Source organism: Pseudomonas sp. CGJS7, assembly GCF_036961695.1.
This window is the reverse complement of the sequence record NZ_JBAMDI010000054.1, coordinates 36,936-53,293: the sequence shown is the minus strand read 5'-3', so window position 1 is coordinate 53,293 and position 16,358 is coordinate 36,936. Positions and strand designations below refer to the sequence as shown.

Annotated in this window: 15 protein-coding genes; 12 read left to right on the top strand and 3 right to left on the bottom strand. The window is 67.7% G+C overall.

Annotated elements, in window-relative coordinates; genetic code table 11:
- Positions 1–21 precede the first annotated feature (21 nt).
- From V7787_RS27925 to V7787_RS27870, 12 genes are all read left to right on the top strand, one after another.
- Entirely contained in the window at positions 22–486 is a 465-nt protein-coding gene (locus tag V7787_RS27925; RefSeq protein ID WP_336090609.1) for a DUF4087 domain-containing protein, read from the top strand.
- Between the two features lie 23 nt (positions 487–509).
- On the top strand, positions 510–1,763 hold the full coding sequence (locus tag V7787_RS27920; protein ID WP_336090608.1) for a mechanosensitive ion channel family protein: 1,254 nt from the start codon (positions 510–512) through the stop codon (positions 1,761–1,763).
- A 48-nt stretch (positions 1,764–1,811) separates the two neighbouring features.
- Complete coding sequence (locus V7787_RS27915; protein WP_336090606.1) at positions 1,812–2,192, top strand: thioredoxin family protein; 381 nt, start codon at positions 1,812–1,814, stop codon at positions 2,190–2,192.
- A 119-nt stretch (positions 2,193–2,311) separates the two neighbouring features.
- Entirely contained in the window at positions 2,312–2,962 is a 651-nt protein-coding gene (locus V7787_RS27910) for a LysE family translocator (RefSeq protein WP_336090605.1), read from the top strand.
- Between the two features lie 122 nt (positions 2,963–3,084).
- The gene (locus V7787_RS27905) at positions 3,085–3,795 is read left to right on the top strand and encodes a tellurite resistance TerB family protein (RefSeq protein ID WP_336090603.1); all 711 of its coding nucleotides are present in this window, start codon (positions 3,085–3,087) and stop codon (positions 3,793–3,795) included.
- 172 nt (positions 3,796–3,967) lie between these two features.
- Positions 3,968–4,495: a hypothetical protein gene (locus V7787_RS27900; protein ID WP_336090601.1), complete on the top strand. Its 528-nt coding sequence runs from the start codon at positions 3,968–3,970 to the stop codon at positions 4,493–4,495.
- A 265-nt stretch (positions 4,496–4,760) separates the two neighbouring features.
- The gene (locus tag V7787_RS27895) at positions 4,761–5,495 is read left to right on the top strand and encodes a hypothetical protein (RefSeq protein ID WP_336090600.1); all 735 of its coding nucleotides are present in this window, start codon (positions 4,761–4,763) and stop codon (positions 5,493–5,495) included.
- Positions 5,492–6,256 (top strand): hypothetical protein, encoded by a 765-nt coding sequence (locus V7787_RS27890; RefSeq protein WP_336090598.1) that lies wholly within the window; start codon positions 5,492–5,494, stop codon positions 6,254–6,256. The genes V7787_RS27895 and V7787_RS27890 overlap by 4 nt, the downstream gene beginning before the upstream one ends.
- A 13-nt stretch (positions 6,257–6,269) precedes the next feature.
- Entirely contained in the window at positions 6,270–6,734 is a 465-nt protein-coding gene (locus tag V7787_RS27885) for a PIN domain-containing protein (RefSeq protein WP_336090597.1), read from the top strand.
- Between the two features lie 48 nt (positions 6,735–6,782).
- Positions 6,783–7,607: an AraC family transcriptional regulator gene (locus V7787_RS27880; RefSeq protein ID WP_336090596.1), complete on the top strand. Its 825-nt coding sequence runs from the start codon at positions 6,783–6,785 to the stop codon at positions 7,605–7,607.
- A 190-nt stretch (positions 7,608–7,797) separates the two neighbouring features.
- On the top strand, positions 7,798–8,772 hold the full coding sequence (locus V7787_RS27875; RefSeq protein ID WP_336090594.1) for a DMT family transporter: 975 nt from the start codon (positions 7,798–7,800) through the stop codon (positions 8,770–8,772).
- A 139-nt stretch (positions 8,773–8,911) separates the two neighbouring features.
- Positions 8,912–10,960, top strand: coding sequence for a TonB-dependent receptor family protein (locus tag V7787_RS27870; RefSeq protein WP_336090592.1), 2,049 nt, complete (start codon positions 8,912–8,914; stop codon positions 10,958–10,960).
- Positions 10,961–11,133: 173 nt separating this feature from the next.
- Here V7787_RS27870 and V7787_RS27865 read toward each other — a convergent pair whose 3' ends face one another.
- The 3 genes from V7787_RS27865 to V7787_RS27855 form a co-directional block, all read right to left on the bottom strand.
- Positions 11,134–13,386 carry a DUF5916 domain-containing protein gene (locus V7787_RS27865; RefSeq protein ID WP_336090590.1) on the bottom strand — a complete coding sequence of 751 codons (2,253 nt, stop codon included), beginning with the start codon at positions 13,384–13,386 and terminating at the stop codon, positions 11,134–11,136.
- Positions 13,387–13,837: 451 nt separating this feature from the next.
- Positions 13,838–15,277: a DUF3734 domain-containing protein gene (locus V7787_RS27860; protein WP_336090589.1), complete on the bottom strand. Its 1,440-nt coding sequence runs from the start codon at positions 15,275–15,277 to the stop codon at positions 13,838–13,840.
- Positions 15,278–15,536: 259 nt separating this feature from the next.
- Positions 15,537–16,322, bottom strand: a complete 786-nt coding sequence (locus tag V7787_RS27855) for a 3-hydroxybutyrate dehydrogenase (RefSeq protein WP_336090588.1) — start codon at positions 16,320–16,322, stop codon at positions 15,537–15,539.
- Between the last annotated feature and the right edge of the window lie 36 nt (positions 16,323–16,358).

Genomic DNA, 16,358 nt, shown 5'->3' with positions numbered 1-16,358 from the left:
CATCGCCCCAGGACGATCACGATGCCGACGCTCGACCGATTCAAACCCGTTGCCACGCCTGCCCGGCCCCGATGGCTGTTCGCCGCGGCGATGCTGCTGACCGCGATTGCGCCAGCGATCGGCGTGGCGGCCACCGATGCTGCGAAGAAAAGCGCCGCGCCGGCCGCTGCGGCCAAGAACGCCATCGAGAACCGCTGCGGTTGGTACGTCAACCCCTCGCCCGCCAACGCCTGGCTGATCGACCGCGACGGCGAATGGACGATCTCGGTGCAGGGCGGCCACCAGGCCAACGGCAACTGGCCGCCGCCGATCGCCGAGAAGCAATGGGTGCGTTACGGCCAGAGCAGCAGCTACGGCCATGGCTGCGCCTGCATGAAGGTGACCACCGATCGCGAATCGATGCAGATCCAGCGCATCGTCTCCTCCTCGGGCAAGCCCTTGAGCCAATGCCGGCGCGACCGCGCCTTGGTCGAACCTCCTCACTGACCCGCGAACCCAACCGACCCGATATGGCCGCTGCCCCCCCCGCCCAGCTCGAACACGACCCCGAACTGTCCGAGATCGTGTCCGATGCCCTGGACGTGGTCGCCAATCCCACCGACCTGATCGTGACGCTGCTGGCGCTGGCCGCGGCGCTCGCGGTCGGCGTGCTGCTGACCCGCAAACTCAAGCTCAAGCTCGGCCACCATCGGCCGAATCTGTCGATCCTGGTCGAGTACCTGTGCACGCCGGTGGCGATGCTGGTGACCCTGGGCGCGCTGAGCCTGTTCGGCGGGCCGCTGGCCAATCCGCTGATCGGATTGACCAGCACCTTGCTGGTCTTCTTCGTGATCATCCGCCTGCTCGGCGCGGTGGTGGAACTGCTGTTCCGGCCGACCATGCTGCTGCGGATCATGCTGCGCGTGGTCACGGTGGTGTCGTGGCTGGCGATCGTGTTCGCGGTGTTCAAGGACCGCAGCAAGCTGATCGCGCAGTTGTACTCGGCCAAGTTCGAGTTCGGCGGCATCGCCCTGTCCAGCGAAGGCGTGCTGCGCGGCCTGGTGATGGGCGTGGTGATCGCGATCATCGCGCTGTGGGGCGACAAGGCGGTGACCAATCTGCTGCGCCGCAGCCGCACCTTGCAGCCCAACTTCGTGCTGGCGCTGTCGCGGATTTTCAGCGTCGGGGTGTGGATCGTCGCCACCGCGACGATCTTCTCGATCAGCGGCATCAACCTCACCGCGCTGGCCGCGTTCAGCGGCGCGCTCGGTATCGGCCTGGGCCTGGGTCTGCAGAAACTGGCCGCCAGCTACATCAGCGGTTTGATCGTGCTGTTCGAACAATCGGTGCGGGTCGGCGACAACATCGTCACCAACTCCATCACCGGCCGGGTCACCCGGATGACCGTGCGCTACACCATGATCCGCACCCGCGACGGCGTGGAAGCGATCGTTCCCAACGACAGCCTGACCAGCAACGTGATCGTCAACCAATCCTGGTCGGACCGGAACCTGCGCCTGGTCTGCGGGATTCTGGTCAAGGGCGACGCCGACCTGGATCTGGCCCGGCGCCTGTTCGTCGAGGCCATGGCCGCGCACCAGCGGGTGTTGCAGCAACCGCCGCCGCATATGTACATCACCGGCGTCAACGACAAGGGCATTCAGCTCGACGGCCATTTCTGGATCAGCGATCCGGAGAACGGCCAGCACAACGTCATTTCCGATGTCTACGACAAGGCGCTGGCGGCGTTCCGCAAGAACGGGGTGCAGTTGGTGGCGCAGTAGCGAGCCGCCCGCGCCCCACCCGGCCGCGGGCGGGAGTACGATGCCCGGGTGAGCGAGACCACCCACCCGCGGTTTTTCTGGCAATTCCCGATGCAGTTGGTGCGCGAGGCGCGGCTGGGCGAATTCCTGCCCGACGACGGCCGCCTGCGGATCCTGTTCCTGTGGGGCAAGGACTGCCCGAACTGCGATATCGCCAAGGGCCAGATGCTGCTGGCGCAAGAGCGCTTCCAGTGGCCGGACGTGGACTGGCTGCACGACAACGTCTACGAAGATCCGGCCATGGCCACTCGCTTCGGCCTGCACGGTATACCCGCGTTTCTGGTGTTCCGCGGCGGCAAGAAACTCGGCCGGATCGGCCAATGGCCGGGCACCGACGCGTTCGTCGCGGCCATCGATAAGCTGCGCACAGATTCGCCCAAGCCCGACTAAGGCTCAGCGACGCCTCGCGTGCATTGGAACGCAATATTCCGCTCGAATCCGCTGCCGCGGCTTGGCGGCGCGGACGCAAACAGCGCAGACTGGCGGTCATTCCATCGATCGCTGCCGCCATGTTCGATTTCGCCACCCTCGCCACCTATCTCGCCGCCGCCGCATTGCTGGTGCTGATTCCCGGCCCGGGCACGGCCTGGATCCTGACCCAGAGCGCCACCGGCGGCACCCTGCGCGGGATCCAGGCCGCGTTCGGTCTGGAGACGGCGACCTTGATCCACGCCCTGGCCGCGGGCCTGGGCCTGTCGGCGTTGTTGGCGACTTCGGCGCTGGCGTTCGAATTGATCAAGTACGCGGGCGCGGCGTATCTGATCTGGCTCGGCATCAAGGCCTGGCGCAGCGCGCCAGCGCCCGAGGCCGCGGAGCAAACGGCCACCAGCGACGCGCCGCCTGCGCGCGTACACAGCAGCGCGCGCGAGGTCTATCTGCGCTCGGTCGTCACCGGCGTGCTTAACCCGAAGGTCGCGTTGTTCTTCCTGGCGTTCCTGCCGCAATTCGTCCATCCCGAACGCGGCATGGTCTGGCTGCAGTTCCTGGTGCTGGGCGCGTTGCTGGCGAGCATCGGCCTGACCCACAGCATGCTGCTGACCTTCGTGGCCGGGCGGATCGGCCGGCGCTTCAAGCAAGGCGGCGGCCGCTGGATGCAGCGCGTCACCGGCAGCGTGTTCATCGCCCTGGGCTTGCGTCTGGCGGTGCAGCAGCGCGGTTGAGCCGGCCGCCGCCGGCTAAACCCGGCCTTTACGCCGTCGCCGCGTCCGCGCCGCACCGCTTGAAGCCGCGCCGCGCGCCCACAGGTGGGTAATTCACGACCCCATTCCATGGAGCGCCGCGCATGAAGACCCAAGGCTTTCTCGACCAGTTGCTGAAAACCGCCCAGAGCACCCTCGGCGGCGGAGGCCTGGACGGCCTGCTCGGCGGCGGCAAACCGCCGGCGCGCTACGAGGAGCGCAAAGAGGAAAAGCGCGGGCTGCTAAACGCCGATTTCGGCAAGGGCGCGCTCACCGGCGGCGCCTTGGGGCTGTTGCTGGGCAACAAGAAGCTGCGCAAGCATGCTGGCAAGATCGCGCTGTACGGCGGCGTCGCCGCGGTCGGCGTGCTGGCGTACAAGGCTTATGGCGACTACAAGCGCCAGCAGGGCGAAGCCGGGGTCGAGCCGCAGACGGTAGACCGTCTGCCGCCGCCGCAGGCCGAGCAACACAGTCAGGCCATTCTCAAGGCGCTGGTCGCCGCAGCCAAGGCCGACGGCCACATCGATTCGCGCGAGCGCGAAGCGATCGAAGGCGAGTTCACCCGCATCGACGGCGATCCCGAGCTGCGCAACTGGCTGCACGTGGAGCTGGAAAAACCGCTGGACCCGGCCGAAGTCGCGCGCGCAGCCACCACTCCGGAAATCGGCGCGGAAATGTATCTGGCCAGCCTGCTGGCGGTCGACGAACAAAGCTACATGGAGCGCGCGTATCTGGACGAACTGGCGCGTCAGCTCAAGATCGACGACGCGCTCAAGAGCAAGCTGGAACAGCAACTGCGCGACGCACAGGCCTGAGCTCACGCATCGGCTTGAGTCTTGAGCGGTAGCGCGTCACGTTTCGCCGTGGCGCTGCCGCGTCCGCCGACCTGGCTGCACCGCCGGTCGGCGCGGGCATTCGCAAGTCCGGCCGCAGCCGCTAGCATCGCCCTGCGGCTGCGGTGGCGCAGCGCCTGACGGAAACGCGCCGATGCGCCTGCTGATTCCCGCCCTGCTCGCCCTGACCTTCGTCGGCTGCTCCTGCCAACGCCAGAGCCAGGACTCGACCGACCGCGATGCGGCCACCGCGCCCGCGCCGCAAGCCGCGGCGCCGGCCGCGCCCAGCGCCGCCGAGTTGCGCGCGCAGGCTCTGGAAAAACAAGCGCTGCAAGCCACCTCGGAAGCCGTCGATACGCTGCATGCGTATCTGCAGAAGGTCGGCTCGGGCAAGACCGAAGAAGCCGGCAAGCATTGGGCTTATCAACGGCAGCCGCGCGGCAGCGAAGAATCCGATCTGCGTTCGCTGAAGAATCTGCGCAGTTTCCGGATCGAGAACGGGCCGCCCAAACCGCTGGATCAGGAAGCGGTGCCCGAGACCCTGGAGATTCCGGTGGATCTGCGCGCGACGCTGGAGAACGGCGAAGGCCGGCGCTACACGGGGTGGTACCGGATGCGGCGTAACTCAGTGGATCGGCATTGGGAGCTGACCGGGACTTCGATTTCGGTGAAGTTGAAGTAGCGGTTGTCGGTGTAGCGGCGCTGCTTGAGGCGATCAGAGCAAGATCAAGATGGGTTCCGGCTTTCGCCGGAATGACGGTGGAGGGGAGATAGCGCGCGGTCGCTGCGCCGATCGATCCCCGCCGGCGCAGTCAGCCGGCGTGCATCTGCCTGAGCGCCGGCCGTCCCGACTTCCGGCATGTCGCCGCGCGCGCGAGGGCGCCTATACACTGGGCCGCACGCGCGTCCGACCGCTGTCGCGCGACCTCGTTCTCATGGACCGTCCCATGCGCCTGTTGTCCCCGTTGCGCCCGCGTTCGCTGGGCTTGCTCGCCGTATCGCTGTTGTCGCTGTGCCTGGCCGCCTGCGGCGGCGGTGACCGCGCCGCGGGCACCGACGTGCAAGGCGATTCCGACTCGACCCTGCCCGCGCCCGACGGCGCCGGCGGCGGCGTCACCGGCATGCCGGACAAGCCCGGCCCGGGCCAGATCGGCGCGCCGGTGGAGCCGGCGGCGGGCGAGCCGTTGCTCGACGAGAACGGCAATCCCCTGCCCGGGACCGGCGAAGCCGTGGCGCCGGTCGATCCGAACGCCGTCGTGCCCGATCCCGCCACCGGCGCCGGCGATCCGGCGACCGCACTCCCCGCCGAGCCCACGCCCGAGGACGCGGTCGCCGTGGTCCGCGATTACTACGCCGCGATCAACGGCCGCCAATACGACCGCGCCTACGCGCTGTGGTCCGACGGCGGCCGCGCCAGCGGCCAGAACCCGCAGCAGTTCGCCGACGGATTCGCCCAGACCGAAGGCGTATCGCTGGAACTCGCCCCGCCCGGCCGCGTCGACGCCGGCGCCGGCCAGCGCCATATCGAAATACCGGTGTCGATCGTCGCCAACCAACGCGACGGCAGTCAGCGCAAGTACGTCGGCGCCTACACCTTGCGCCGCACCGTGGTCGATGGCGCCAGCGCGGAACAGCGCGCCTGGCGCATCGCCAGCGCAGATATCCGCGAACTCAAGCAATGAAACGCGGCGGGTTCGGCGCACGCTGGACGGCGGTCGCGAGCCTGGCGTTCGCACTGACGCTGAGCGCTTGCGATCGTCCGCCAGCGAATGCGCACAACCCGTCGCCAACCGCCACGCCCGCTCCCGCCGCGGCCGCGCCGGCAGTACAGCAAGAGGCCGCCGCGGAAACTCCAACCCAACCGGTGCTCGCACCGGTCGCCGATTACGTGCTCCCCGGCCCGCTCGCGCCCGACACCGGCCCGGAACAACTGCGCCAACTGTTCGGCGCCGACAACGTCGAGATCGGCGAACACCTGCCCGGCGGCGAAGGCACCGAATTGCGCGGAGTGATTCTGTTTCCGCGCGACTCCACCCGGCGCGCCTACCTGTATTTCCAGGACTCGCAACACCTGCGCGGCCTGTCCGCGGCGGCCATCGTCGATCGCGACACGCGCTGGCATCTGGACACCGGCCTGCGCATGGGCTTGTCGCTGGCGGAACTGGCGCGATTGAACGGCAAACCCATCCAGTTCAGCGGCCTGGGCTGGGACTACGGCGGCACCATCGCCGACTGGAACGGCGGCAAACTCGCCGGCGCGGGCGGCGATGCGGTGATTCGCAGGGCGCGCCTGGATTACGTGGGACAGGCCGAACTGGCCCCCGACGCGCTTCCTTCCGGCGACGGCTTTGTTTCCAGCGACGACAAACGCTATCCCCAGCAGGACCGCTTGCTGACGGTGATCGAGTTCAGCGTGTCGTTCCCGGGCGAGGACGATCTTTGACCCGCACCGTCGCATGAGCGCCGACACGCCGCACATCGTCCTGGACAGCAACGTCTGCCTGGACCTGTTCGCTTTCGCCGACCCGACCGTGGCGCCGCTGCTGGCCGCGCTGCGCTCAGGCGCGCTGATCGCGATCACCGACGCGGCTTGCCGCGAAGAATGGCTGCGCATTCTCGACTACCCCAAACTCGCGCTGGACCCGACCACGCGCGCGCGTTGCATCGCCGAATACGACGCCTTGTTCCGGCCGCACCCGCGTACGCCCGAAGACACCGAAGGCGCCGGATTGCCGCGCTGCGCCGATGCCGACGACCAGAAGTTTCTCGAACTCGCCTTCGCCGCGCGGGCGCGCTGGCTGCTCAGCCGCGATCACGCCCTGATCGTGCTCGGCCGCCGCACCGCGCGCGCAGGTCTGTTCGAGATCATGACCCCGCGCACCTGGGTCGCCCTGCAAGCGCTGCATCCCGCCGCCGGCTGAGCGCCTGGGGCGGCGGCCCGCTCACCGGCCGCATGCCATACTCGGCCCATGCAAGGCGTGCCCGCCCAGTTCGACAACGCATTCGATGCCGCGCAGTTCCGGCAGCCCGCGCATCGCCCGGGCGTGGAGCTTTACCGCGCGCACATCGTCCGTCACGCGTTCGAACCGCACACCCACGAAGCCTATGGGCTGGGCGCGATCGAATCGGGTGTGGAGCGCTTCCGTTACCGCGGCAGCGACCACCTCGCGCCGCCGGATTCGCTGGTGCTGATGAACCCCGACGTGCTCCACACCGGCCGCGCCGAAACCGAAGGCGGTTGGCGCTATCGCATGGTCTACGTCGATCCCGACGCGGCCGAGCGCATCACCGGCGAATCGGGCTGGTGGTTCGACCAAGCCGTGCGCCACGACCCGGCCCGTGCGCGCCGCGTCACCGCGCGCCTGGACGCGTTGTGGCGGGCCAGCGATCCGCTCGACTTCGACGGCCAATTGCTGGCCCTGCTCAGCGAATTCCGCGATCACGCGCGCATCCCGCGCCGCGCGCGCGACGAACCGGCGATGCGTTTCGCGCCGGTGGTCGAGTACCTGCATGCGCACCTGGCCGAGCGGATCGCGCTGGAGCAACTGGCCGCGGTTGCCGACCTGAGCCCGTTCCACTTCCTGCGCCGCTTCCGCGCCCAGTACCACGTCACCCCGCAGCAGATGTTGATGGCGCTGCGCCTGCACCGGGCCAAGCGCCTGCTCGCCGCAGGCGTGCCGTGCGCGCAAGTCGCGGCGGATACTGGCCTGACCGACCAAGCGCATCTGACCCGCGCCTTCCAGCGCCGCTACGGCGTCACCCCGGCGCGCTACCAGGCGCAAGTGCGCGGCTGATTCCACCCGACATTCGCGCAAGTTTCGGCCGGCCCCTGTAGGAGCGGCGCGAGCCGCGACCGCGAAACCGAATGAACGGCGCAATCGTGCAAGTCCGCGGTCGCGGCTCGCACCGCTCCTACAGGGATGCTCCAAGCCAAACCGCAATCTGGTACAAGACGCGGCCCGTCGCTCCGGCCATCCTGCGCCCATGTTGCTCGGAACCCTCTACGCCCTGCTCGCCGGCCTGATCTGGGGCCTGGTCTTCGTCGGCCCGCTGCTGTTGCCCGAATACCCGGCGGCGTTGCAGTCGGTCGGGCGCTATCTGGCTTTCGGCCTGATCGCGCTGCCGCTGGCGTGGCTGGACCGCGACGCGCTGCGCCAGCTCGGCCGCGCCGACTGGATCGAAGCGATCAAGCTCTCGGCGATCGGCAACCTGCTGTATTACTTGTTCCTGGCCAGCGCGATCCAGCGCGCCGGTGGGCCGTTGCCGACCATGATCATCGGCACCTTGCCGGTGGTGATCGCGATCAGCGCCAACCTGCTCAACGCGCGCCGCGACGGCCGCCTGCCGTGGCTGCGATTGGCGCCGTCGCTGTTGCTGATCGCCGCCGGCATCGCCTGCGTCAACCAGGTCGAACTGCGCGCGCTGCGCGCCGACGCCGATGCCGACCTCAGCCGTTACGCGCTCGGCGCCCTGCTCGCCTTCGGCGCGGTCGCGTGCTGGACCTGGTATCCGCTGCGCAATGCCGACTGGCTGCGCGCGCATCCCGGCCGCAGTCCGCGCACCTGGGCCACCGCGCAAGGCGTGGCGACGCTGCCGCTGGCGCTGGCCGGCTACATCGTGCTGTGGTCGTTCATGAGCTTGCGCGGCAGCGAATTTCCGATGCCGTTCGGCCCGCGCCCGGGCTTCTTCATCGGCTTGATGGTCGCGATCGGCTTGTTCGCGTCCTGGGTCGGCACCTTGTGCTGGAACGAAGCCAGCCAGCGTTTGCCGACCGCGCTGGCCGGGCAGTTGATCGTGTTCGAAACCTTGTTCGCCTTGAGCTACGCATTTATTTTGCGCGGGCAATTTCCGCAGCCGTTGACCTTGCTCGGCATCGCCTTGCTGATCGCCGGCGTGATCTGGGCGCTGCGGGTCAAGCCGGTGCCGCTGACCGATGCGCAACCGGACGGCGCGCACTGAGCCGATTCGCGCGGCGTATTTCAAACCCATACGGCTAAACCCGAACACGGCGGACAGCTAGCGCCGTGCGGCGTTATGCCGCACCCGGCGCCGCATGCCGCTCACTACCCTGTCGGGCTTCTCACGCACGGAAGCCGCCATGCGCACCGTCACATTTCGTTTCGCGTCGCTGGCGATCGCGCTGTTCTGCGCATCCGCGGCGCACGCGCAAACCGCCGCACAGACCAAGACCCTGAGCACCGTGCGGGTGCACGGCCAGGCCGACGCCGCGCTGACCGTCGACGGCATCGAACAGGCGCGCGCACGGCTGGACCAACGCGCCGGCGCCACCGGATTGGTCGATGGCGAGCGCTACCGCGACCGTCGCGTAAGCACGCTGACCGACGCGCTAGGGTTCGCCACCGGCGTGTTCGTGCAACCGCGCTTCGGCGCCGAGGAAGCGCGTCTGGCGATCCGCGGCTCGGGTCTGCAACGCACCTTCCACGGCCGCGGCCTGGAACTGCTGCAAGACGGCAGCCCGCTCAACCTCGCCGACGGCGGCTTCGACTTCCAGGCGGTGGAACCGCTGTCGGCGCGTTACATCCAGGTCTATCGCGGCGCCAATGCGCTGGAATTCGGCGCGGCCACGCTCGGCGGCGCGATCGACTTCGTCTCGCCGACCGGTTACGACGCCGCGCCGTTGGCCCTGCGCGTGGAAACCGGCGATTTCGGCTATCGCCGCGGTCAAGTCGCGGTGGCCGGCGTGTCCGGACGCACCGACGCTTATCTCAGCCTCAGCGGCCTGCGCCAGGACGGTTATCGCGAACACGCCGAACAGGAAAACTACCGGCTGTTCGCCAACGCCGGCTACCGCTTCAGCGACAGCCTCGACGGCCGGATCTACTTCACCCACGTCGACACCCGCTCGGCCTTGCCCGGCAATCTGACTCTGGACGAATCGCGCCGCGATCCGCGCTTGGCCGCACCGGGCAATCTCGCGTTGAACCAGCGCCGCGATTACCGTCTGGATCGGATCGCCGGCAAGCTCGCCTGGGCGCCGTCGGCTGCCGGTACGTTGACCTTGTCGGCCTATTACGCCGACAAATCGCTGGACCACCCGATCTTCCAGGTGCTGCGCCAGGACAGCCGCGACTACGGCCTGGACCTGCGCTGGCGCGGCGAATCGCAGTGGCTGGGATTGCGCAACGTGCTGATCGCGGGGGTCGCGTTCGCCCAAGGCGATATCGACGACGATCGTTACTTCAATGTCGCCGGCCGGCCCGGCGCGCGCAGCAACCGTTTCGACCAGCGCGCGCGCAACAGCAAGCTGTATGCGGAGAATCAAACCTGGCTCAGCCCGCAGTGGACGCTGTCGCTGGGCGCGCAGGCGCTGCGCTCGCAGCGCCGCTCGCGCGATCTGTTCATCGTCGGCGGCCGCGACGAAAGCTTCGATGCCGACTATTCCGGCATCAGCCCCAAACTCGGCCTGCGTTATCTGATCGACGAACACGCCCAGGTGTATGCCAACCTCAGCCGCAGCCTGGAGCCGCCGAGCTTCGGCGAACTCAGCGGCGGGCCGGGGGTGACGCCGGTCGACAAGCAGCGCGCCGACAGCGGCGAACTGGGCTTGCGCTTGAATCGCGATGGGTTGTCGCTGGATGTCGCGTTGTACCGCGCCCGGGTCAAGGGCGAGTTGCTGTCGTTGAGCGACGGCAACGGCAATCCGCTCGGGACGGTCAACGCCGGCCGGACGCTGCATCAGGGCATCGAGTTCGGGTTGGGCTGGAAGTTCGCGCGGGATTTCACGTTGTCGGCGAACTATCTCTACAACGATTTCCGCTTCGACGGGGATCGGGTTTACGGCAACAACGATCTGGCTGGCGTACCGCCGCAGCAGTTGCGTGCCGAGTTGCGCTGGCAGCCCGATGAGCGTCTCTACATCGCGCCGAGCGTGGAGTGGACGCCGCAGGCTTACTACATCGATCACGCCAACACCTTCAAGGCGCCCGGTTACACCATCGCCGGGTTACGCGTCGGCGGAAAGCTGGCTTCGCAATGGAGTTGGTTCGCCGACGCGCGCAACCTGGGCGATAAGCGCTGGGTCGCCAGTACCAATGTGATCGCCGATGCGCGTGGGGTGGATGGGCGCAATTTTCTGCCGGGCGATGGGCGGGCGGTGTATTTCGGGGTGGAGTGGCGGAGGCAGTAGTTCGCGACGGGGCGCGGCCCTCATCCGCCCTTCGGGCACCTTCTCCCGCAAGCGGGAGAAGGGCTGGCAATCAACCCTCTCCCAGAATTTGATAGCCCCTCTCCCGCTTGCGACGCCCGAAGGGTGTGCAAGGCTGAGAGGGGTTGGGGCGAGGGCACGCCCCGCCGAAACCCTCAAATCTCGAACCGATAAGACAACTTAACCAACAACTGCTCGCTATCGCGCAAATCGAACGCATCCCGAAACTGATGCGCCACATTCGCCTGCCCGACATCCTCCTGGAACATCTCGCCGCCGCGCACATACGCCACATACAGATACGACAACGGCGCCAGCTCATAGCGATAACGCACCTGGAACCCCAGATTGCGCACGCTGAAATCCGGAATCGCCTCGGCCACCGCCAGCGCGCGCCCATCGGCGCCGACCCGATAAGCCTGACGCGTGCGCGCATCCACGCCGATGGTTTCCAGGCGCACGCGCAGTTCCTGCTTATCGTCGATGAACCACTGCACACCCGCATTGAGGTTGAGCAGATCGGCGCGGAAGCTGGCGACGCGGTTGTCCCCGCGCCACAACAGCCAATCCGGGTTGTGGCTGTACTCCAGACCAGCGAACAACAGCATCCGGTCGCTGAACTGATAATTCGGCTCCAGGTACAAGCGCAGCTTGCCTTCGTCCATTCCGCCCAGGCCGTCGGCGCTGTAGCCGGCTTCGGTGTACAGCGACCAGCGGCTGTCGCCCTGGCGCGGACGCAGCCGCTCGTAGGTCAAAAACATCTTCGCCGGCATCCGCAGCACGCCGTGGCCGCGGGTGACCAGATCGTCGTGGCCGCTGCTCCACACCGCCGCTTCGACGAACTGGCGGCCGCCGTCGCGCATGTCGCTGCGCCGGTTCAGCGCGACCGCGTCGGCGATATGCACGCCGTCGTCGCTGTAACGGCGCGACAGCGCGAAATGCCAGTCCTGTCCGGCGTAGGCCGATCCGGCCGGCAGGTTGGTCACGCGCTTGCCCAGGTCGTAGCGGACGTAGTTGAAGTTGTTGCGTTCCAGATAACCGAAGTCGTTGAGCATCAGGTCGCGGCCCAGGTGCAGCCCGTACAACTGCTGGCGCCAACCCTGGCCCATGTCGTAATCGATGCGGAACTGACCGCCGCTGTCGCGGAAACTGCGCCCGCCCTGTTCGACGTCGGAAGCGACCACGGTGCTGCGGATCGACCATTGCGCGTTCGGCGCCCAGCGTTGGTCGAACTCATACACGTTGGCCGCGCGATCCAGGTAAGGACGCTCCACCCGGGTCGCCATCGCGCCCAGGCCGAAGCGGGCGAAGTCGCGGGTGACTCGCGCAGCGTAGAAGTCGCGGCCGGCATCGTCGCCTTCGCTGGCGGCGAACACGCCGTAGTTGACCCCGCCCGCGCTGCCGTTGAGCTTGACCGCCGCGGTGACATCGCCCGAGCCCTGGCCGTCGTCGGCCGGTCCGCCCACGCGGCGGGTGTAGATCAGGCGGCTGAAGCTGTTGTACGAACCGAACTGGACGTCGAAGAAGCCCTGGTTCTCGGTGAAGAACGGGCGCTTGTCGCTGTTGAAGGTCTCGGTGGCGCTGAAATTGACGGTCAGCTCGTCGCTCTCGACCTGGCCGAAATCCGGGTTCAAGGTCGCGCTGAGCTGGAACTTGCCGCTGGGTTTCCAGAACACGTCCACGCCGCCGTCGAAATCGCTGGCGTGCTTGACCGCGTCCTGCACCCCCATCGCATATGGGGTGATCGCCAGCAGCGATTGCTTGTACGCCGGCACTTCGATGCGATTGAACGCGGACAGAAAGCGCGCCTCGGTGTAATGCACCGCCGGCCACGAGGTACGTTCGCCGGTGGAGGCGATGACCCGGTCGAGCTCGATGCCGAGGGTGCGCATGCCCTCGCTCTGACGCATCGGCGCGATGTGCCAGGGGATCAGCATCTCGGCCGACCAGCCCGCGTCGTCTTCGCTGGTGGCGTGGCGCCAGTCGCCGTCCCAGTCGTTGTTGAACTGATTCTCGCTGGTCACGGTGGCATCGACGATGCTGTTGGCCAGGGTCACGGTGAAGTTGTAGCCGGCGCGGCCGTCGCCGTCGAAATCCACGTACAGATTGACCCGGTCGACGGTGCCGTCGCCGTCGCGCTGGGTGTGCTGGCGCAGACGCGGCACGCCGGCCGGCTGATGATTGCGGAAGGCGATCGCCAAGCCTTGCGGGGTCGCCATCAACCAGGCTTCGGTCGGCTGCGAAGCGGCCTGGCGCGAGAGCGGCTGGGTCAGGCGGAAGTCCTGGATGTGCTGGGCCTGGGCCCACTCCTGCGGATCGATGCGGCCGTCGATCTCGACAGCGCTGGCGCCGGTGGCGGTGAAGGCCGCGCACGCGGCCGATAGAGAGACGATCAGGTTCTTGCGCATGCCGCACCCCGGGTTGCCGATGGATCGCGACGGCCGCGCGTTCCCCGCGGCGCCGTCCCGAATCGCGGCGGACTGCACCGCGACGACGCGCAGACTAGCGATGTGACGGCTGTGCGCTAAATGGCGTAAGTCATGGCAACCCTTGGCGGTCGCCGCGCATCGCAGCTGATGGGACCGGGTGTCCAGGCGGGCGCATGGGTGCGGGGTGACAAAGGTCAGCCGCGGCGGTCTGGACCGGAGCGCCGCGAACTCGATACGGCGCGGTCGCGGCTCGCGCCGCTCTTACAGGTAGCAGACGCGGTAACGCAGCAGCGAATCGCTTCGCCAACCCCGCAATCCGACTGTAGGAGCTGCGCAAGCTGCGACCACGACACCACGCTTGCGGCGCAAGCGGCCATTTCCCGATGCAGCTCGCGCCACTTCTACATCACAGGCGCCATTCCGATGCAGCTCATGACGCAGTAGCATCGTGCGCCACGAACGCCGACTCCCCCTGCGGCAGTTGCAGCCAATCCGGATGGCTCAACGCCCGGGCGATATCGCTCTGCCCCGACAGCCAATGCTCGCGCATCGCCACCCGGCCGAACTGGTAGTCCTTGAAGTGGCCGATCTTGGCTTTGTCGCGATAGATCAGATGGATCACGCTGTAACGCCGGTCGCAGGCCAACTCGGCCGCGTGCTGCGCCCAGGGATTGGTCTTGCGCACCGACTCGGGGATTTCCTCCAACAGTTCGCGCAGCAAACGGCGGTAGTGCTGCAACACCCGCTGGGTGTCGGTGATCAGCCGGGTGCGGCTGGAGTATTGGATCTCCTTCTGCCGCTCGGCCACGTCGAGCAGGTTCTGCGGCAACTCGCCGCGCGCGTTCCACAAGTCGACCTGGAACACCAGGGTGTCGCGGCGCGGCGAGGCGGTCAGCACTTGCGACAGCGGCGTGTTCGAGACCAGGCCGCCGTCCCAATAGAACTCGCCGTCGATCTCCACCGCCGCGAACGCCGGCGGCAATGCGCCGGACGCCAGGATATGCCGCGCATCCAGGCGCATTTGGCTGTTGTCGAAATACTCCAGATTGCCGGTGCGCACATTGACCGCGCCGACGCTGACGCGGATGCCGCCGTCGTTGAGGCGGTCGAAGTCGACCATCTTCTCGAGCGTGGCGATCATCGGCGAGGTGTCGTAGAAACTGGCCGCGGCCGGGCCGGGCTGCTCGCCGAGCAGGACGGCCGGATCGATGCCGAGCCAGGAGCGCGGCTGATAGAAGCCGCGCTGGCCTTCGACGATCGCGCGCCAGGCTTCCCAGGTATCGAGCCAGGCGCGGGCATCGGCGTCGAGCCCGTCCAGCCGCGCTTCCTGGCCCAGGGTGGTCGAGGGCAGCACCGCCGGGCGCGAGATCGTGTCCCAGAACCCGCGCAACGCATCCATGCGTTTTTCCGGCGGATTGCCGGCGATGATCGCGGTGTTGAAGGCGCCGATGGAAATGCCGGCGATCCAGTTCGGCGCGATGCCGGCATCGTGCAGGCCCTGATAGACACCGGCCTGATACGCGCCGAGCGCGCCGCCGCCTTGCAGCACCAGGGCGATGTTCTGCGGCAAAACCGGTGCGGCCTCGCGGATGCGCGCGCCGGCAGTCTGAGCGGCGCGCGAAGCTGCCTGTTTGCTGGCGGCGCGTTTGCGCGGGGTCGTCTTCGCGGATGAGGCAGCGCGCGCGGCGGCGCGGGCCGCGGCGCTGCGCTTAGGCGGCTCTTTTACCGTCGGCGCCTTGCGCGGCGGTTCTTTTTTCGTCGGCGTGGCCGGCTTGGGATCGCGCTTGGCGGGCGTGGGCCGGCCGGGTTCGCGTTTCGGCGCGCGCGCTGGGGTGGCGCCTTTCGCGCTGGAAGAACGTTTGCTGGGCATCGTTGCCGCCTCTTGTGAAACCTCGTTGCTGGGTCCGCGAAACGCGGAGCCGCCGACTTCAGAGTCCAACCTCGGTAAGGCCCTGGGTTCCCGCCTTCGCGGGAACGACGATGAATGGATAACGAGGATGGGTGGGTTACATCGCCCTCCTCCCAGCCGTCATCCCCGCGAAGGCGGGGATCCAGAGACTTCAGCGCCCTCTCTCAGTCCGTCGCGGCCTGACTCGCAAAAACAACGAACGCAAGCGGCGCATCCGCCGTTACTGCATGTACCACCCATGGCTCACCACGAAACTCTGCCCGGTCAACGCCGCGCTCGGGAACTCGGCCAGGAAGCGCACCGTCTGCGCCACGTCCTCGACCGTGGTGAACACCCCATCGACGGTGTTGCCGAGCATGACCTTCTTGATCACCTCATCCTCGCTGATGCCCAGTTCCTTGGCCTGTTCGGGAATCTGCTTGTCCACCAGCGGCGTGCGCACGAAACCCGGGCACACCACATGGCTGCGCACATTGTGTTTGGCGCCTTCCTTGGCCAGCACCCGCGACAGCCCCAACAGGCCGTGCTTGGCGGTGACATAGGCCGACTTCAGCGGCGAGGCCTCGTGCGAGTGCACCGAGCCCATGTAGATCACGGTGCCGCCCTTGTCGCCCTTGTACATATGCGGCAGCGCCGCCTTGGTGGTCAGGAACGCGCCGTCCAGATGGATCGCGAGCATCTTCTTCCAGTCGGCGAACGCGTAGTTCTCGATCGGGTTGACGATCTGGATGCCGGCGTTGGAGACCAGGATGTCGATGCCGCCGAGTTGCGCCACCACGCTTTCGATGCCGGCGTTGACTGCGGCCTCGTCGGTGACGTCCATGGCCACGCCGATCGCGCGGCCGCCGTTGCCGACGATCTCGTCGGCCACCGCCTGGGCGCCGGCCTGGTTGAGATCGGCGATGGCGATCGCCGCGCCGGCGCGGGCGAGTTCGTGGGCGATTTCCTTGCCGATGCCGCTGGCGGCCCCGGTGACGACGGCGACTTTGCCTTGGATCGAGCTCATGCGGGACTCCTGGACGATGCGGAAGTGCGGAAAGAG